This is a genomic window from Bacteroidales bacterium (genome assembly GCA_013141385.1).
Classification (GTDB): Bacteria; Bacteroidota; Bacteroidia; order Bacteroidales; family Tenuifilaceae; genus UBA8529.
Window position 1 is genome coordinate 81019 of record JABFRB010000034.1, and the last position, 17760, is coordinate 98778.

Genomic DNA, 17760 nt, shown 5'->3' on the forward strand with positions numbered 1-17760 from the left:
GGTAATGGAGTGTTCTATAATTATGTTTTGAGATAATCTTTGATGATTTATTAAAATTATTAAGTTTGTATAAGGATGTCAAAAACCAGACCTATACATTCACATTGGATGTATAGGTCTGCTAGACATATAAACGAGTTGGCAACAACCTTAAAATACTACTACAATGAGTCAGATACAAGACATTAGATTAGTAATCAATCTAAAGAATAATAATCCAATTGAATTATTGGACTTAACGAAATCACTTGTTTCTTTAGCAACTCAGTTTAACTCATATGTAACTAAGAATGCTGACACCAAAGAAAACAAAGAGGCAAAACTCTACGTGAAAGAAATTAAGTCCGGAAGTGTGATTGTAGAATTAGTTGAACTTGCAACAATTGGAATGATTCCATTCATTGAAAATACAAACACAATAATTGAATTTGCTAAACATTTTAAATCTGCAATAAACTATTTTTTAAAAAACGAGGGAGAGAAACCTGAATTGACTACCACTGATTTTAAAGAAATTGCTACTATTATTAACCCAATTGCAAAAGATGTTGGCTCTCAATTTAATCTAAGCACTACAATTAATGGGAATGTTGAATTGCATTTACATCTTAATTCTACCGAGACAAATGCTCTTCAAAATATATTCAAAAAAGAAATTGAGAAATCAAAACTACCCGAACAATTAGACGATGTAAAGACAAGCGTTTTAATGACATGGTTTCAGGCTAGGAATGACATGAAAAGTAAAATTGGAAATAAAGGTGTTATTGAAGAATTAGATAAGAAACCATTAAATATTACATTTGAAAATGAAGAAATAAAAGAAAGCATGCTGCATGGAGACATAAATCCATTCAACACCGCTTATATTGTTGACATAAAAGTACAAACGATTCAAGATTGTCCCGCTGCATATAAAATTGTTAAACTACATGAATATTTTGATATTAATGAAATAGATAATAATTAAAAGATAGTTGCCAACAGCGTATTTATTATATTTGGGCTAATGACGCATTTGGAGTTTTAACGCTTTTTGGTAGCTTTACTAACGGGGGATAAGAAAGCGGTTTTAAACTCCCAAACGCAACCAACTAGCAAACGTTAGCCAAAATAGTTTAAGAAATGAACGAGATACAAGATTGGTCAAAGGAAATTAGAAAACTAATATTAGATGTTGATGACTTGATATTGTTCAATGAATCAATAGGCTGTTTAGAGAATAATTTTCTTCGTTCTTCGTATATAATAACTTGGATTAGTTTAATTGAATCATTAAAGAGAAAAATATATCTACTAAGTAGCCTTGGAGATAAAAATGCTGAGGAAGCAATTAAGAAGATTGAACAAAATGAAGAACAGAATAATTCTGTTGACAAAATAATAATTGAAGAATCAAAACTTTGTGGAATAGTTGAAAGCATTGATTTCAGTACACTTAAATACTTGTGGGAACAGAGATGTATTTTTGCACATCCATATAAGAAACAACCAGAAATAGAAGATGTAAAACATATCATATTTCAATCTATTAAACTTTCCTTAGGTAAAGAATTACTCTTTAATAAATCGTACTTATCTGAAATTACTGAAAATATTGTCAGTAAGCCATTTTTCATAACGTCAGAAAAAGAAAAATTGGAAGAATATGCAAAAAAAGTAGTTCTTCGAACTCCTCAAAATTTATATCCTTTCTTTTTTAAAACACTTTTGCATAAAATAGGAACAATAAAAGATGATGAAAGTAAAAGAGTTGAACAAATAAAATTAAGAGTGTTTATTGTTGAAACTCTTAAAAATGCAGAAAAAGATTTAGAAGATACTGTATGGGGATTAGAACATCGTGCAATAAATTTCCCATTTGAATGTTTTATTGGTTTTATATCTGTCAATATATGGTCAAAAATTCCAGAAAGAATTAAAGAAATATTAATTTCTTACATTGAAGTTGAACAAAATATGTATAACGTAAATGTTATGAAGTTAATAACTAAAACACTTATCGAAAAAGAAATACTTGAAGAAAAGTACAAAATAAAGTTTTATAAATATCTAAGCAATCAACCATTTGAATCAGTTATTGAATTTTATGGTAATAACAAGGTAATATATGAGCGAATTGTAAATGAATTGAACAAGCACAGTTATTTAGAAAAAAATAATATGGTTGATTATTTATATTCTGAAAACGCTGTTAAAGTAATTAACAGTTTAGATTTCCAAAAACAATTCTCTTTTGGAAGACTAATAAGAGAATCAGCAAATAACGGACACTTTAAGAGCCAGCATTTGATTGGCAGTATAATTAAACTGAACACAAAATATGCAGAGTATGTTATTGGAGGCTTGGCGTTTGGTTGCATAATTAACAATCAAGATGGTTTAATCCTTGACTATTGGAAAGTGAAAAATTTCATAATTGCAATGAATCTTGTAAGTAATGAAATTCAAGAATTTGTTTATGATAAAGTATTTTTAATACTTGATGGGAATAAAGCTGACGAATGGGATAAAACATTACACACAGTAGAATCAATTGAAACCGATATTTTTTCAAAGATTTCAAGCGAAGGTATCGAAATGAAAGGTAGTAATAAAGAAAAATATGAGATTTTGAAACAAAAAACAAACAACTACTTTGCCTAACAGCTCCATTAGCTTTTGTAGCAGAGCAACGCTTATAACTTGGTTGCTGTACTTCTGCCTGTAGTATTCGGGGTAATTGCTCTCAAGTCGTTGCATTAATCCCTCAAGCCCCCCGTTAAGCGAAGGCTATAAGAACCAATAATGATTGGGTTGGGCGGTTGGCTGCGCCGTTAAACGAAAGCTATAAAAACCAATAATGATTGGGTTGGGTGGTTGGCTCACGATAAAAAACATCGGGACAAGTTGTGCCGCCGTCCATCTATCCTTCTAGGCTTTGCCTGCACAAATACTCAAACAACAAAAAACCCTGCTTTCGCAGAATCCATAATACCAATAACATTCAACCACTCCGTGGTTGTTTTTTATCACATACATTACCCCGCATTGCATGCGGGGCTATTCATTTTCAATCCTGTAAAATATGAAGTTGATAACATCGGAGATGATAGCGTACAATGCAAATTAGGTAAGTTGTAACCTACTCTTGCAGTTAAAGGATACGAAAGTTAAATGCTCTAAATCCAGCAAAAAAATATTTTAAAAAAAATTAGTTGCAGATTATGATTTGTCTTTTAAAACATTAACTTTGTTTACGAAATTCAATAATAACTTAAATTTTATTAAAATGAAAAAGGAAAGTAAAAAACAATCATTTGAAACAATCGTTGAGGCAAAAGAAATGTCAGCGTTTGAGTTAAACCAGATTAAAGGTGGTGATATAAGTTGTGCTACTGGTAGAATTGGCGATAATGGTCAATTAACTTGCTCTTCAGGTAAATTTGTACCACACGCTCAATAAATTCCATTATTCTCTGGTTGGATGAAGCAGTAATACTGCTTCATCTTTTTTTATTAACAAACACAATTAAAATCTATGAAATGGTCTAGGTATAATTTCCTTTTCAAATCCGAACGTTATGGTTTATTTATATACAATTCAGTAACAAACGCCTTTCTAAAGTTAAACGACGAACTTTATCAGATTTGTAAAAAGATAGAGGTAGACGGATCAAATATTTCATTACTTGATGATGAAATAAAAGATGGTTTTATACAATCAAAAATCCTAACCACTGCATTTGAGGAAAATAATTACATTACTCAAACTACATACCTAAAAAGATTACGATCATATGATTATAGAACACTAGGACTTGTTATTGCGCCAACCTACACCTGCAATTTTGCTTGCCCATACTGTTATGAACACAACATGCCCGATTATCACATGGCAGAACAAACAGAAGATCAGATTATATCATTTATTAAAACATTTCATCAAGTAAAGGATGTTCAAATCTGCTGGCATGGTGGTGAACCATTACTAAGATTTAATAATATAAAAAGCCTTATCACGAAAATAAAGAATACTAAGGAAATCAACCTAGCCAAACATCATATAGTAACAAATGGGTACTTATTGGATGAAGAAAAATGCACATTTTTTAAAGAGGTGGGGTTAGATTCAGTCCAAATTACTATTGATGGATTAGAGGCAACACACAACATTAATAGAAAGCACAAATCGGGTAAACCAACCTTTGATACTATTATTAAGAATATTGATCATTTGCTGAATTCTTACCCAGAATGCAAGATTAATCTGCGTGTTAACATTCATGATGGCAATAAAGAAGAGTACCCCGAATTGCGTAAGCAGATTCTTGAAAAATGGGTTGATAAGAATATCTATTTATATTTTTCCTACGTTCAAAACCATGGACAATGTCAGGTAGCCTGTTTGGAGAATAAGAATAAGTTGCAATTTTCTGTAGACTTGTATAAAAATCACGGAATAAATGAAGTAGAGTTATATCCAACATCAAAATTAGGAGGTTGTACTGCCGATACTAATCAATCATATATAATTGGCCCTAAAGGTGAACTTTATAAGTGCTGGGTTGACCTTGGTAAAAAGGATAAAGAGATTGGACATATTGCCGATACAAAATTAAATTTGTCCTTAATTTCAGAGTATGTAGTTGGAACAGATAAGTACAGTGATGCCAAATGTATTGATTGCTTTTTATTCCCAGTGTGCGATGGCGGTTGTGGGTTATATAGATTTGATTATAAGAAGTATGGGAAAGATTATAATGTTTGCCCTATAAATCCAGAAGATTTAAATTTATTACTAGAATTATTTTATGAAAAACAGATTCAGAAATAGAAAAGTATTATTACCTCCGTTAAGCGAAGGCTATAAGAACCAAAAATGATTGGGTTGGGCGGTTGGCTCCCGATAAAAAACATCGGGACAAGTTATGCCGCCGTCCATCTATTGCCTCCTTTTTACCTGACTTAATCCATTACCTATAATCATTCTTTTGTCAGCGGGCGGCCGGAAGATATGGCGAGCCAGAGAAAGCCCGTGGGCAGAACGGCGAAGCCCTCATGAGCCAAAGGCGAATAACCATCATATGTTGACTTCGTCGAACTCGCAAAAAACGCTCGGTTCTTGATTTTTTGGTACTTTTTTATCAAGAAAAAAGTACAGAAATAATTCCTACAATCCTTTCTATTCTTGAAGGCTTTACCTTCACAATATTCAAACAAACAAAAACCCTGCTTTCGCAGAATTCATAATACCAATAACATTCAACCACTCCGTGGTTGTTTTTTATCACATACATTACCCCGCATTGCATACGGGGCTATTCACCTTCAATCCCTTTGGGATTAAAAAAAGAATTCCAATCTCGTAAAGAGCTCGGTACTCTTTACCCTAATTGTTTTGTCAGCGGGCGGCCGGAAGATATGGCGAGCCTGAGAAAGCTCGTGGGCAGGAGCATCATATCTTCTTGATCTTTTGGTACTTTTCCATCAAGGGAAAAGTACGAAGAAAGCATATATAGAATACCATCTACAATATTTGGATGAACACCCCTCTAATTGAACTACATACACGCCATATTAAGCCGATAAAACATAAAAAAACTCCGAACGGCTATAAAATTCAATACAGCGCATGTCGATTGTCATTGAACCTATGTCGATTGTCATTGCACGCATGTCGATTGTCGTTGAACACATGTCGATAGTCATTGAACGCATGTCGATTGTCGTTGAACACGTGTCGATAGTCATTGAACGCATGTCGATTGTCGTTGAACACATGTCGATTGCCATTGAACACATGTCAATTGTCATTGCACTCATGTCGACTGTCATTGAACGTATGTCGATTGATATTGAGAGAGTGTCCAGAAAAGTGTGGAGAGTGTCCAGGAAAGTATGTAAATGATTATTCTCTTTTCATATCTAAGGATACGAAAGAAAGTTTACATCGATCGGGGAATAGAAAAGTTGTAGATTTAGAGATTAAGCGTAGATTTTAGTTAACCTAAAAACACACAAAACCCTTTGCAAACATTTTGTTTACAAAGGGTTTCGTTGTTTAATTGTGCCCAGGACAAGAAAATTTTACCCCCATCTTACGCACTATTATTCAGTTAGTTATACTATTATTGTTCGTGTATCTGTGTATCAATTGTATAAATCTGTATCATTTTATTGGTAACTTCAATAAATTCTTTACACAACTATCAATCATTTTGCTATTACCTGTTTGCTTATAATATGCTAATGCCTTAGTTAATTGATTTCTTGAGTCTTCTATTCTTTTATCTCGCATTGCAAATATTCCAAGTATGAAACTAGAATGTCCTAGCGATTCGTTCCTAGTCTTAATTATTTCAATATTAAATTTCGCAATTAGTTCCTTGTTATTTTTTTCGTTTTCTTCCTTTATTTTTCTAATTTCAGAATAGTTAAAGTAAATAGGAATTGCTATTCCTATCATTACTAATATGGCAATTACTGCAACTGCTATTGCTATTATTGTTAAAGCCGATCCTTCAGTTATACTTAATATTATCATATCTTATTTATTTAAAATTTCTAAGTTATTTTCTCCAAAAACCAATTTTAAAACCTGGTCTTTTTTTTCCTTTTTAAGTTCAATCTGAAGAACTATTCTTGATTTATCTTCATCATTATCTGTAGAGCCAATCGGTGCCCACTTTTCAGGAAATGTAATTACATCTATTACTGATAATTTAAATACATCCGCGAACTTGCTCAAAGTATCAAAGTCGATTTTTGTTCTTCCTAATTCAATTCTTGCATAAGCAGATTGACTCTTATTAATCCTTTCAGCCATATCTTCCTGACTAAAACCATTTGCTTCCCTAATAAATTTAAGTTGTTCATTAATCTTTTTCATAAAGTGATTTTAAGTAATTAATTATTAAATCATTATGCAATTTGTGTAAAATAATATGCAAATAATGGGTTAAAAATTTGCAAATATGCAATAAGTGGGTTAACATTGCATACAAAATAGATGATTTATCCAATGCAGATAATGAATCCTATAAATCACTTAATGACTAACCAATAAAATTTGAGTATGAATGTAATTACGGCAAACGCTTTAAAGAATCTACCAAATGCACTTTTATGTAATTATTGGGCTATTTATCTAGGTAATACATCGTTGGACAATAAGTTAATAGATAACTATAATGATAAAGATGCCACTATTGGCAGTGCGACCAGTAGTTTACATAAGTTTTTATTGGAAACTATTTACAGGGGGAGAATTCTCATATTAAGGCTATCTGATAAGCCATATCCTAAAAAAGGAGGATTTTCAGTTAAATTTTATTCACCCTATTCAAATGAAGGAGAAATTTTATAATTAATTACTAATAACTTAAAATTTGAGATTATGACAACAGAAGCAGTTTTACGAAACTTTGAGAAACGGGGCGTTTGCCTGTTTATCGTTTTCGATTACAAAATTACCAACCGTTGGAAATTAGAATGCTTGGTAAGTAAAAACAAGCCCACTACGGATGATTGGGTAATTAGGGGTAACGCTATGCTAAACCCCATTTATAATAGATTCAATAGCCGTTCAGAGGCAGAATCGCAAATAGAAAGCATCGGCGAATCTATTTGTAAAACCTACAATTACTAACCCTTAAAATTTGAGAGTATGGCACTAAGTTTTAATAATGTTGAAAGAGCCTATAAGGTTTTCAATGAGTTAAAAAAAACTGTTTTACCAGAACTATCAATTGGCTCATTCCCCGAAGATATGGCTGAATGGAGTGATAGCGAAAAAGAAAATCCTCAATTGAATACGGTTTATGGCTTTGACAAAAAACAAGATAACGGCTGGGAAAACCTTGTATTTTTTGTAGAAAATCCTTCTGAGGAGCTCAAACAAAAATTCGACGAATTAAAATCAAACGTTAAAAATTCATCGATAAACGAAGCTTATACTGAAAATTCCAATTTATGGATTTTTGGCTGGTTTTAATTATTACTAACCCTTAAAATTTCACAACCATGCAAACACTAACAATTACTTTCACAACTAGCGTATTTTTATTAATCATTATTTTAATAATGATATCAGTAGTAACTATATACAGTTACGAAATGGCTCGAAGATTATTCTTTAAAAGCAAACACTTTACGGCCGAAAATAATCCGTTCAATCTGCTATCGATTAAAACATTGCTAACAACATTTATTGATAGCTTAACTGTCTCCAATTCCAAAATGGAAGCCTCTATCGAGGAACTTAAGACTTGCCAGTATGAGATAATAGACCAAATAGTTAACCAGAAAAAAGCGGACACCCCTAAAAAAGTGGAAAGCAACGCCTTAACCCTAACCGATTACGAGGCGTTTGGGATATACTGCTTTGCTTGGTTTGATGGATTTTTATGGCGTGTTAGATGCCAGCTAGTAACCAATACACCAACTTGTAAAAAAGCACAAGAGGTTGATTTGCCAGGGCAATTTGATTCTAGATCGGATGCAGAAATTAACGCCTTAATTTTTGCCGAATCCCTTCACGTGTGCTCAGTTCATGAACTTATTAAAATGGGATCATAATGGATATTGGAGCTTTTATAATAATACTCAACAGGCTTAGCCAGATGCTAAGCCTTGTTAAGGAGTGCGTTGGAGTTAAAGAGATTGTAGCTATTAATGTTTTAAGTTTTAGTATTAAAGGGGATGCTATAGAGTTAAAACTACGAGTTTTTAAACTCGATGATACTAATGACTTTGACTTCTTAATCAAGAGTTACAGAAAACCCGAAGAAACAGCACTAAAAATTAAGGAAAGGATTGAGTAGCATGAAACCTTTTATCGAAACATACCAGGAGCTAAAAACTCGCAGGTCTCAGAAGATAATGCGTGAGCGTGTTATCGAGGCTTGCGAGATTAGCCCCAAAACGTTCTACTCCTGGCTTCGCCGGGGGAGCGTACCCGAAGGCAAGCATCAGGAGCGTATCGCTGAGCTGTACGGTGTACCCATTGAGTTTTATTTTCCTGTACCTAAAGAGCAGCCCGATGAGCCTACGTGATAGCTCCGCAACGGTAGATGATAGCGTTATCATCTACCTGTACCAAAGCGAGGTCGATCTACTCGTTGAGAGCCTTAACATCGCAGTATTCTTCGTTAAGGATGCTCATAGTGATTCTAAGTCAATCGATGACTTTAAGCTGCTCAGAACATCTATAATCAATCAAATCAAAGGCTATGCAAACAGCAACCAGAAGAAAATCGGTTGAGCCACTTCCAAAAACCGATTACGGACAAAAGAAGGCAACCATTATCAAAATGGTTCACGATTACTGCTTTCATGCTATGAAGGTTCATGGTAATAGCAAAATATCATATAGCCAAACAAAGGCAGAGAAAGCATTTAGCCTGATGAATCAGTTCGATTCTAATCTAATCTACCAACCCCTCCCTTTTATATGCTCAAAAGTTCTTAGGGTAATGAATAAATTAAAGGAGGTATTGGTCAATGAGCATAACCCCTCATACGCTTCATCAAAGCTTAAATTGGATGAAATAGAGCAATTCATAAACGAAAATTACCTTTTCAGAAATGGATAACAGCGATGAAAAGAGCAAGGTAGAATCATTGCTTGATTCTGATTGCTACAATGAAGCCCTAGACCTGTTTTTTGATGAATTGCTAACAGAAATTGAAGCAAAACAAAGTAAGCCTTTATGATAATCGACATCAATGAAATTTGGAAAATTACCGACGGTGGACGGACAATAATTGAAGATATCTACCCGCAAAGCAAGGATTCTTTTAATGGTAGAAAAAACTTCAAAATTCGCCCTGATGATAAAAAGGCTTCCTGCTCTGTGTTTAAGGATAAAACCAAAACATTTTGGTTTTTTCAGGATAAAGGAGGCGGTGATACTAAGGCTAAGAATGCTATTGTTTTAATCCAAGAAGCTAAAGGCTTGGATTATTATAATTCGCTTAAGTATGCCTGGGAGAACTATTGTAACGGCACTATCATTTTTAATAACACCTTCCCAGAACCAAAAATTGAGAACACCAAAAAGGAGTACGATAAAATTCAGGTTAAGCCCAAAAAAGGGTTTACACCCTTTGAACTTTCGGTTTTGGGCGTTGGCATCAAGGAGGAGCATTGTAAGGATTTTAGCCTAGTTGCTTTGGACTACTACATTACCAAAAAAGGCTATAAGATTAAATCTACCGATGAGTACCCGATATACTACTACGATTATGGTACATTCGGAAAAATATACCAACCTTTTGCAAAGGAGTATCGATTTTTGTACGTTGGCGAAAAGCCCGACCACTATATTTTTTCCGATAACAGAACCGCCAAACTTTTAAATAAGATTAAGAAGGGTGAATTCCTATCTACTGATGATGAGAATTCTGATAAACAGCTAGAAGAGGTTATTATGTGTACTGGCCCATCGGATGCGCTAACGGTGTATACGAATGGTTACCGGGTTGTTTGGTTTAATTCAGAAACAGGAGATTTCACTGCTTCAGATTATCGAATTCTTAAAAAGCTAGCAAAAACAATCTATACGCTGCCAGACATTGATAAAACAGGCGTTAAGGAGGTTCTTGAGATATGTACTAGGTTTTTAGATATTCATATTATTTGGCTGCCCGAAGATTTAAAACGCTTTAAGGATTGGAAGGGTAACCAGTGTAAGGATGTGCGGGATTTCTTTAAGTACTACCATAATACCACTTATTATAATAATGCTTTCTACTTTAAAAAGCTAGTCGAAACCTCACTTTCACTTCAATTCTGGGTTGTAATTATTGAAGAGGACAAGAACGGAATTAAGCACTTTAAATATGAGATTAGCAACGAGCATATATATCGTTTCTTAAATGCTTGTGGTTTTTTCACCATTGATTCCAAGGCAACTAAAAGCGAGTACTCCTACATTCGAATAATTGATAATGTAGTAGAAGAAATCCCTGAAAAGAAGATTCAGGAGCACATTAACAAGTTCCTGATTGATTATTTAGGAAATCATCTGGAGTACTATAACATTAAGCTGATTAACTCAATTCACCGAACTAACCAGCTAAAATTAGCCTCCCTGGCAAAGCTTAAGAGAATTGAGCTCGATTTTAAGTCGTACGGCGTTGGGTTCGATTATCTTTTCTTTAAGAATTGCGCTATCCTAATTACAGGGCAAAAGATTGAAAAATTCTCTATTAATACTACCAGTAAGTATGTAATGAAGGATAAAATAATAGACTTTCATTTTATACCGTCAGAAAGCCCATTTTCGATTGAATTCACACAAGAGTACAGAGAGTTGCTTGAAAGCCTAGATCGTTCAAATTTGCCACAAGAAAAAGAAATTATAAGGACAAAAATTGACGGTGTACGGGATGTGGATAGGTTTGAATTAATTATTAAAGATAATAGCTATTCGCTAATCCGCTACCTGATTAACACGTCCAACGTTCATTGGCAAAAGCAGGAAAAGGGAATTTCCCTTACTCTTGATGAGATAAAGGAAAATAATCTACATTTTATTAATAAAGTAATCGCATTAGGTTACTGCCTTTATCGGTACAAGGAAGCAGGGAGGGCTTACGCTACCTATGCAATGGAAACATCACAAGGGATGCTGGGCGCACACCGGGGCGGGACTGGGAAAAGTTTTTTCTTTTCTTTAATAAAGTACGTTCGCAAATTGGTAGAAGAAAGCGGACAAAAAGCAGATTTGGTAACGGACAAGCATCTATTCAGCAAGGTAATTAAGGGAGATACAGAATTCGCCTACTTTGATGATGTTGCAGAAAGGCACGATCTACATATTTTTATGCCAGCCGTTACCGGGGCAATGGAGGTTGAGCCAAAGTTTGTTAACAAGTATACAATTGATTACGAAGAATCTCCGAAGATTGGCATTTCATCCAATCACCCTGTTCGCAACATGGATCCATCTTTAAAACGAAGGTTGTGGTTTGTAGGCTTTTCCGATTACTATCACCCCGAGGAAAGAAGCACAGGAACTAAAGAAAGAACTATGCTCACAGAGTTTGGGAAAAATCTTATCAAAGATTTTACCAACGATGAGATGAGCAAGTACTACAACCTAATGTGCTGGTGCCTCAATTTCTACTTAAAGTTTCATGAAAAGGTTAACCCCCCAATGGATGATATAGAGAAACGAAACCTACAGGGGTTGCTTGGTGATGAGTTCATTGACTGGGCTAGGGACTATTTTACTGTAGAAAAATTGAACATCGACCTTAATAAGGAAAATGCTTTCACTGATTATAAAGAAAGATTTACAGAAAAGGATAGAAGATTTTTAAAAGCAACAAAATTTAAGCAACGCCTAAAGCTGTACGCTGAATATTGCGGGTACATATTTAACCCACAAGATTTAATGTGTTCGCAAACGGAAATCCAGCGCAATGATATTCGCAAGCATGTGGATGGTAAAGATGTCTACTGTTTTCACTACCGAACGAATGATTTTAAAACCACACCCGAACAGCCAAAGAAAGATTATGAAGTAGTTATTAATAATCAAAAAATTCCTTTCTAACTATGAAAACAATCCAATTCACTCTTAATCAAAATCAGGTAGACATATTATATATGATGCTAAAAGGATTAGAAATAACAGCAGGTGATGATCCTGATGCATCATCATTGATTTTTCAGTTTGAAAGTCAAGTTGATGCAAGTTCAGATTTAATGCCTAGGATAAACAGTATTGTCGATAAACTTAATACGGCACTAGAAAGCATTGAAAACATTTCATCATTACCCGAAGTAAGTGAAGAGCAAATTAATAATCTTTTTAGTAAACTAAAAGATGACCAACATGATGAAAACAAGCTATTAACATTCAACCATATTAGTAGTAAATCAAAAATATTTAACCAAAACTAGCCATGACAGAAGTAGATAGAATAACTAGAATAAAGATAGAAGTAGCTAGAAAAAAAGGCTATGCTGGATATGTGCAAGGAACAGAATGGGAATTTGCAATGATTTTAACTCATCGAACAAAAAGACAAATTGCACTATATGAGGAGGTTTTAAGAGAGTTAGAAAAAGAATTGTTAAATAATAAACAATAATATGAAAGGTACTAAAGAGCGGGCGCACAAAAATATTAACCTAATTATATGAAATATATTGATGAATATTACAAAGAATGGTGTGGGGAGCATCATACAACTAATTCAGGTTATCCTGTCCATGATAGTGCAGAAACAACGGATTTTGCAGAATACTATTATAAACAAAAATCAGAACCTTTAAAAACAATGCTTGAAAAGATACTTTCTATTGAAAATGCAGCATTCGGATTAAAAGGATTTGATGCTGAAAGATTAAAAACCGAAATAAAAATTACAATCGGTCATGGTAATTAAACTCCTCGATTTATGCTGTAAAGCTGGCGGGTGTTCGGTAGGTTACTACAGGGCTGCAAAAGCATTAGGATTAGATATTGAGATAGTAGGAATTGACAAGGATTATCAACCGAACTACCCCTTTACATTCATTCAATCCGATGCTATTTACTATCTAGCAGAAAACCTTAACACCTTCGATATTTACCATGCCTCCCCGCCTTGTCAAAAATATACTCAAGGAACTGCACCGCACAGGGCAAAGGGAAAGGTTTATGCTGATATTATTAATCCTATCAGGGAGCTATTCAACAAAACCGAAAAACCTTGCATTATCGAAAATGTGCCAACTGCACCTATTCGCCCTGATGTAGTGCTAACTGGTAATATGTTCGGGTTAAAAGTTTTACGCAAACGCCACTTTGAGCTAATTAGCTGGTTTATGCTTAACCCTTATATACCTCAAAAAATTGGTTCGGTTAAGGATGGTGATTTCGCTTGCATATTTGGCAAGGGAGCGTACCGTAAAAGCCAGGGTGATGCTATGCCAAAATTTAAACAATCATCCGTTGTGGAAACATGGAGCTTTGCGATGGGCATCGACTGGATGAAAAAGGATACTGAATTAGCTGAGGCTATACCCCCGGCATACACAGAATATATTGGCAAACAATTATTTAAAACATTATGAACTACCAAACCCCTCCATCAATATGTGAATACATGATTTCACTTATGCCAGAATGGGCATTCACAATATTAGAGCCTACTCCAGGTGAAGGAAATATTGTTAGACAATTGCTACTCAAAGATGTTTCAGTAACCGCACCCGATGATTTCTTCACTATGAATTTTAAGCAAAGATTCGATTGCATAGTTATGAACCCGCCTTTTTCTCACAAAACCGCTAATCTGCAAAATTCACCAAAGGATATTGACCTTAAGGGATTACAAGTTGGCTATTACATACTGAAGCAGTGCATGGCCATGAGCGACCATGTAATAGCCATAATGCCAATAACCATTATCACAGATAGCGACAAACGGAAAGAAGAGTTAGCCTTATTCGGATTGAAATCGGTTACGATACTTCCACGCAAAACTTTTGATTATAATAGAATTGCTTCCGTTGTGCTAGAGCTGCACAAAGGGTATGTAGGATTAAGAGAGTTAAAAATGTCAAACTTTAAATAGTATTAAAAATTATGAAACTAACAATAGGAATGACATTTACTGGGAATGAACAGTGCTTCACCGGTAGAGTAGAAGTCTTAGAAATTGACGAACTCAACAATAGGTTGAGAGTTGGTTTAACGGTAAAACATGAAACTTTTTTTTCAAACTGGAATGAAGATTGGAACTTAGAGCACACCATTTTTGGGTTTGAGAATGGAAGTTATTTTGTTAAAGAATTTACAGATTACCCCGGATATGTCAAGAATTAGCTAAAGCCGTCAACTAATATACTATGTACTAACGCTAAAAGCCGATCCCATGGATCGGCTTTTCTCGTTGCGGCTATAAAGAATATTTATATAAAATAACCTAATTATTAGTAGTAATTAGTTGACTGTTGACTTTAGTAGTAGTATAGTATTGGTTATTAGTATTTTATTTCACCGTCAAATTGCTGTCAAGTTTCGTCACTAAAAAATGTTTTTGACTGTAAAAAAGAATTAATAATTCCTCCAGTCAAAACGTATTATTCTACAGTCAAACTAAAAAAAATAAAGTTGACGGTAATCAACTAATTGGTTTGTAGTAAGTTGTAGTGGTTTTTTTTGTTTCCCGTCAGAGAGTCAGCGTTTTTTGCAAAAACCTATTTTTCTTTTTTTTCTCTTCGGGAATTTTTGGGAGGGATTTAATAGATAATATTCTATCAAAACAGTTTCAAATATATGTAAAAAGAATAGTAAATCAAATATTAATTACGGCTAAATAGTATAAAAACCCCTAGTAAAAAACCTAAAGGAAAGGGTAGGATATAGCCTAGATATTCCTTTGATATTTCTTTGATATTTCCACGGTTACTTTTTTTGTAAAATATTGTAAATTAACAGTGTAATTAAAATCATCGAAAAAAAATAAAATTCTGTAATTCAATTTTTCTTCAAAAATCCTATTGACCACAATTTTACTATTTACTATAATTGCTGCGTATTAAGCAATAGCTATGAATCACCTCTTTATTACACCTAATGATATTGCGCTAATAACAGGTAAAAGTGTTAGAACAGCTAACCGCTACCTATCTATTATTAAAGATTCTCTTAATAAACAGAAGCATCAAAACGTTACTATTGTTGAATACGCTAACTACGAAGGCATAGAATTAAACGAGTTGATTAAATTTTTGCAAGGACAAAAAGGGAAATTTTAGCCCAAAACGGACAAACTAGCCAATTTTAGCCAACCCCCAAAATATCCATAATTATAATTGTGCTTTGATATTGTAATTCAGATTCAAAGTCCACTCAATTCTATTATTATGGGAAGGCGAAAAAGTTATTTTCAAAATACCGAACCAGAGGTTGATGCTATAAAGCCAACCGAACCAGAGATTGATACTATAAAGCCAACTGAACCAATTAAATCAGAATCAAACCCTATGGGAGCCCCAGGCCTTCCTGCTTACCCGATTGAGCTGAAAAGGTACTACGATCCAAGAAATAGGATGGTGTACCTTAATCAGGTGAGCGATGCTTTATGGCGTGTTACAAAACCAGCTTTGGGCATTGATGCTGAGTATAGAACTCTATTTGCCGCTAATAATTATTATGAATCACTTTTAAAAGACACTTCGCCAAATGGCTCTAGCGGAAATAGCAGGAAAAATCGCAAGGTTTAGAAATCAAGTTAATCTGATTAAGAGGGATTATAAAACCTCAGATATTATTAATCAGATTATGCGGGATGATCGGATAGCGTGGAAGGATACGGTTGAATTTAGTAAGGATATTCGCTATAGTTCTTTGGAAGATTTGGGTATACAGCTATTTGACTTTTTAATGAAAGATGTCAAGTATGTTGAGGATAAAAGCGGTTTGCAGGTAGTTAGGCTTCCTGCTTTTCTTAATCATACTAGAAAGGGTGATTGTAAATCGTACTCACTATTTGTAGCTTCTGTTCTTAAGAATCTAGGAATCAATTACCAGTACGCTTTTGCATCATATAGCGATGAGCCTATTGCAAGGCATGTTTACCCCATTATCAATCACAACGGCAAAACTGTAGTAGTTGATGCCGTTTATAAAATTTTCAATAAAGAAAAGCCCTATAATCATAAATGGCTTTTCACCAAGCGGGGCAATAATTGGCACGTTACTTACTATAATAATTTAAAGGGTACAAAAATGGAAGGTTTATATAGCATAGGTTCAACAGGTGAAAGCATTAACGCTGTTGATGGAACTCCACGCAAAATCACTGATTTTGTAATGAGCAAACCTATTGACCAAATGAGCGAAGCGGATATGGATTTAGCCATTGCCCGCCAACGTCTCGAAATTGAAAAGAACATCGTTGCATCTATCCGTGGAATTGGAAGCCAAAAGGTTGCCGATTACCAGGAAACCATTAACGGCGTTAACGCTATTATAGGTATGCTTAATAATGGTCAGGATGAGCAGCTAAACGCCTATGTTGGTTCGCTCAAAAGTGCAGCAAAAAAGTTTGTTAAAAAAACGGTAACCGTTGCAAAAAAGACAGTTAAAGCCGTTGTTAATGTAGTAACCGCTCCTTTAAGATTAGTTGCACAAATGATTTTAGAAAAATTTCTACCCAAAGCAGCTCCTAACTTTCTCTATATTTTCGTAACCGATAAAGCAACTATTGATAAGTTGCCAAAGGAAGCCCAAAGGAAGAGAAATAAACAGGTGTTACTGGCTAAGTTTATCGTAGATGTTTTGGGCATGAAACAAAACCATTTCATGGGAATTGTCCGCAACGGCATCATGGCTAAGTACAAAATGTCTCCAGAATCTAAAATTGCTGAAATCATTAAAAATACGGGTGTAGTTAATGGTATTGGCGCAATTGGTGTTGTTGATGATGCCATTAAAGCGATTGAAGAAATTGCTAAGGTTATCAGCAAGGTAAGTGGGAAAAAAGCACCCGCATTCGATAAGAATGACGTTGCCGATGAAGCAGATTTTAAAACGGTAACCCCTCAGCAAACGGTAACCTCCCGGCAAACGGTAACCTCCCGGCAAACGGTAACCCCTCAGCAAAAGGTAACCCCTCAGCAAAGGATTGCTCCCCAGCAAGTGGTAACCACTCAGCAAAAGGAAGATATTATCAAAGAAATCAAAAGCAAACCCGAAGCTGTAGAACCAGGGGAGAGCATTCCTAGTTCAGGAGGAAAGAAGGTAGTTGGAATTTGTGGATAGTAGCAATTAA

The 17760-nt window shown here is 34.5% G+C and carries 24 protein-coding genes; 22 read left to right on the forward strand and 2 right to left on the reverse strand.

The window, feature by feature from the left end; translation table 11 throughout:
- Window positions 1–166 precede the first annotated feature (166 nt).
- From HOO91_17675 to HOO91_17690, 4 genes are all read left to right on the forward strand, one after another.
- On the forward strand, window positions 167–970 hold the full coding sequence (locus HOO91_17675) for a hypothetical protein (protein ID NOU19389.1): 804 nt from the start codon (window positions 167–169) through the stop codon (window positions 968–970).
- A gap of 155 nt (window positions 971–1125) precedes the next feature.
- Window positions 1126–2646 (forward strand): hypothetical protein, encoded by a 1521-nt coding sequence (locus HOO91_17680; protein NOU19390.1) that lies wholly within the window; start codon window positions 1126–1128, stop codon window positions 2644–2646.
- Between the two features lie 625 nt (window positions 2647–3271).
- Window positions 3272–3445 carry a bacteriocin gene (locus HOO91_17685; GenBank protein ID NOU19391.1) on the forward strand — a complete coding sequence of 58 codons (174 nt, stop codon included), beginning with the start codon at window positions 3272–3274 and terminating at the stop codon, window positions 3443–3445.
- Window positions 3446–3520: 75 nt separating this feature from the next.
- Window positions 3521–4816 carry a radical SAM protein gene (locus HOO91_17690; protein ID NOU19392.1) on the forward strand — a complete coding sequence of 432 codons (1296 nt, stop codon included), beginning with the start codon at window positions 3521–3523 and terminating at the stop codon, window positions 4814–4816.
- A gap of 1335 nt (window positions 4817–6151) precedes the next feature.
- Here HOO91_17690 and HOO91_17695 read toward each other — a convergent pair.
- Both HOO91_17695 and HOO91_17700 read right to left on the reverse strand, forming a co-directional pair.
- Window positions 6152–6526 (reverse strand): hypothetical protein, encoded by a 375-nt coding sequence (locus tag HOO91_17695; GenBank protein NOU19393.1) that lies wholly within the window; start codon window positions 6524–6526, stop codon window positions 6152–6154.
- A 3-nt stretch (window positions 6527–6529) separates the two neighbouring features.
- Window positions 6530–6871: a helix-turn-helix transcriptional regulator gene (locus tag HOO91_17700; GenBank protein NOU19394.1), complete on the reverse strand. Its 342-nt coding sequence runs from the start codon at window positions 6869–6871 to the stop codon at window positions 6530–6532.
- Window positions 6872–7057: 186 nt separating this feature from the next.
- On the opposite strand from HOO91_17700, the gene HOO91_17705 reads away from it, so the two are divergent.
- The 18 genes from HOO91_17705 to HOO91_17790 all read left to right on the forward strand — a co-directional run bounded on the left by HOO91_17705 (window position 7058) and on the right by HOO91_17790 (window position 17750).
- A complete protein-coding gene (locus tag HOO91_17705) occupies window positions 7058–7348 on the forward strand; it encodes a hypothetical protein (GenBank protein ID NOU19395.1) in 291 nt (96 codons plus the stop codon).
- A gap of 30 nt (window positions 7349–7378) precedes the next feature.
- Window positions 7379–7630, forward strand: coding sequence for a hypothetical protein (locus HOO91_17710; GenBank protein NOU19396.1), 252 nt, complete (start codon window positions 7379–7381; stop codon window positions 7628–7630).
- Between the two features lie 18 nt (window positions 7631–7648).
- Window positions 7649–7975 (forward strand): hypothetical protein, encoded by a 327-nt coding sequence (locus HOO91_17715; protein NOU19397.1) that lies wholly within the window; start codon window positions 7649–7651, stop codon window positions 7973–7975.
- A 29-nt stretch (window positions 7976–8004) separates the two neighbouring features.
- Window positions 8005–8559, forward strand: coding sequence for a hypothetical protein (locus HOO91_17720; GenBank protein ID NOU19398.1), 555 nt, complete (start codon window positions 8005–8007; stop codon window positions 8557–8559).
- Window positions 8559–8804 carry a hypothetical protein gene (locus tag HOO91_17725; protein NOU19399.1) on the forward strand — a complete coding sequence of 82 codons (246 nt, stop codon included), beginning with the start codon at window positions 8559–8561 and terminating at the stop codon, window positions 8802–8804. The genes HOO91_17720 and HOO91_17725 overlap by 1 nt, the downstream gene beginning before the upstream one ends.
- Complete coding sequence (locus tag HOO91_17730) at window positions 8797–9036, forward strand: hypothetical protein (GenBank protein NOU19400.1); 240 nt, start codon at window positions 8797–8799, stop codon at window positions 9034–9036. Before HOO91_17725 ends, HOO91_17730 begins: the two co-directional genes overlap by 8 nt.
- On the forward strand, window positions 9023–9244 hold the full coding sequence (locus HOO91_17735; GenBank protein ID NOU19401.1) for a hypothetical protein: 222 nt from the start codon (window positions 9023–9025) through the stop codon (window positions 9242–9244). The genes HOO91_17730 and HOO91_17735 overlap by 14 nt, the downstream gene beginning before the upstream one ends.
- The gene (locus HOO91_17740; protein NOU19402.1) at window positions 9213–9575 is read left to right on the forward strand and encodes a hypothetical protein; all 363 of its coding nucleotides are present in this window, start codon (window positions 9213–9215) and stop codon (window positions 9573–9575) included. The genes HOO91_17735 and HOO91_17740 overlap by 32 nt, the downstream gene beginning before the upstream one ends.
- Before the next feature lie 117 nt (window positions 9576–9692).
- Entirely contained in the window at window positions 9693–12545 is a 2853-nt protein-coding gene (locus tag HOO91_17745) for a toprim domain-containing protein (GenBank protein ID NOU19403.1), read from the forward strand.
- A gap of 2 nt (window positions 12546–12547) precedes the next feature.
- Entirely contained in the window at window positions 12548–12895 is a 348-nt protein-coding gene (locus tag HOO91_17750; protein ID NOU19404.1) for a hypothetical protein, read from the forward strand.
- 2 nt (window positions 12896–12897) lie between these two features.
- On the forward strand, window positions 12898–13086 hold the full coding sequence (locus tag HOO91_17755; GenBank protein NOU19405.1) for a hypothetical protein: 189 nt from the start codon (window positions 12898–12900) through the stop codon (window positions 13084–13086).
- Between the two features lie 48 nt (window positions 13087–13134).
- Window positions 13135–13383, forward strand: a complete 249-nt coding sequence (locus HOO91_17760) for a hypothetical protein (protein NOU19406.1) — start codon at window positions 13135–13137, stop codon at window positions 13381–13383.
- Window positions 13373–14053: a DNA cytosine methyltransferase gene (locus HOO91_17765; protein ID NOU19407.1), complete on the forward strand. Its 681-nt coding sequence runs from the start codon at window positions 13373–13375 to the stop codon at window positions 14051–14053. Before HOO91_17760 ends, HOO91_17765 begins: the two co-directional genes overlap by 11 nt.
- A complete protein-coding gene (locus HOO91_17770) occupies window positions 14050–14556 on the forward strand; it encodes a hypothetical protein (protein NOU19408.1) in 507 nt (168 codons plus the stop codon). The genes HOO91_17765 and HOO91_17770 overlap by 4 nt, the downstream gene beginning before the upstream one ends.
- Before the next feature lie 11 nt (window positions 14557–14567).
- Entirely contained in the window at window positions 14568–14807 is a 240-nt protein-coding gene (locus HOO91_17775; GenBank protein NOU19409.1) for a hypothetical protein, read from the forward strand.
- Window positions 14808–15535: 728 nt separating this feature from the next.
- On the forward strand, window positions 15536–15742 hold the full coding sequence (locus HOO91_17780; protein NOU19410.1) for a hypothetical protein: 207 nt from the start codon (window positions 15536–15538) through the stop codon (window positions 15740–15742).
- Window positions 15743–15850: 108 nt separating this feature from the next.
- The gene (locus HOO91_17785) at window positions 15851–16210 is read left to right on the forward strand and encodes a hypothetical protein (GenBank protein NOU19411.1); all 360 of its coding nucleotides are present in this window, start codon (window positions 15851–15853) and stop codon (window positions 16208–16210) included.
- Window positions 16170–17750, forward strand: coding sequence for a hypothetical protein (locus tag HOO91_17790; protein NOU19412.1), 1581 nt, complete (start codon window positions 16170–16172; stop codon window positions 17748–17750). The genes HOO91_17785 and HOO91_17790 overlap by 41 nt, the downstream gene beginning before the upstream one ends.
- Window positions 17751–17760: the final 10 nt, after the last annotated feature.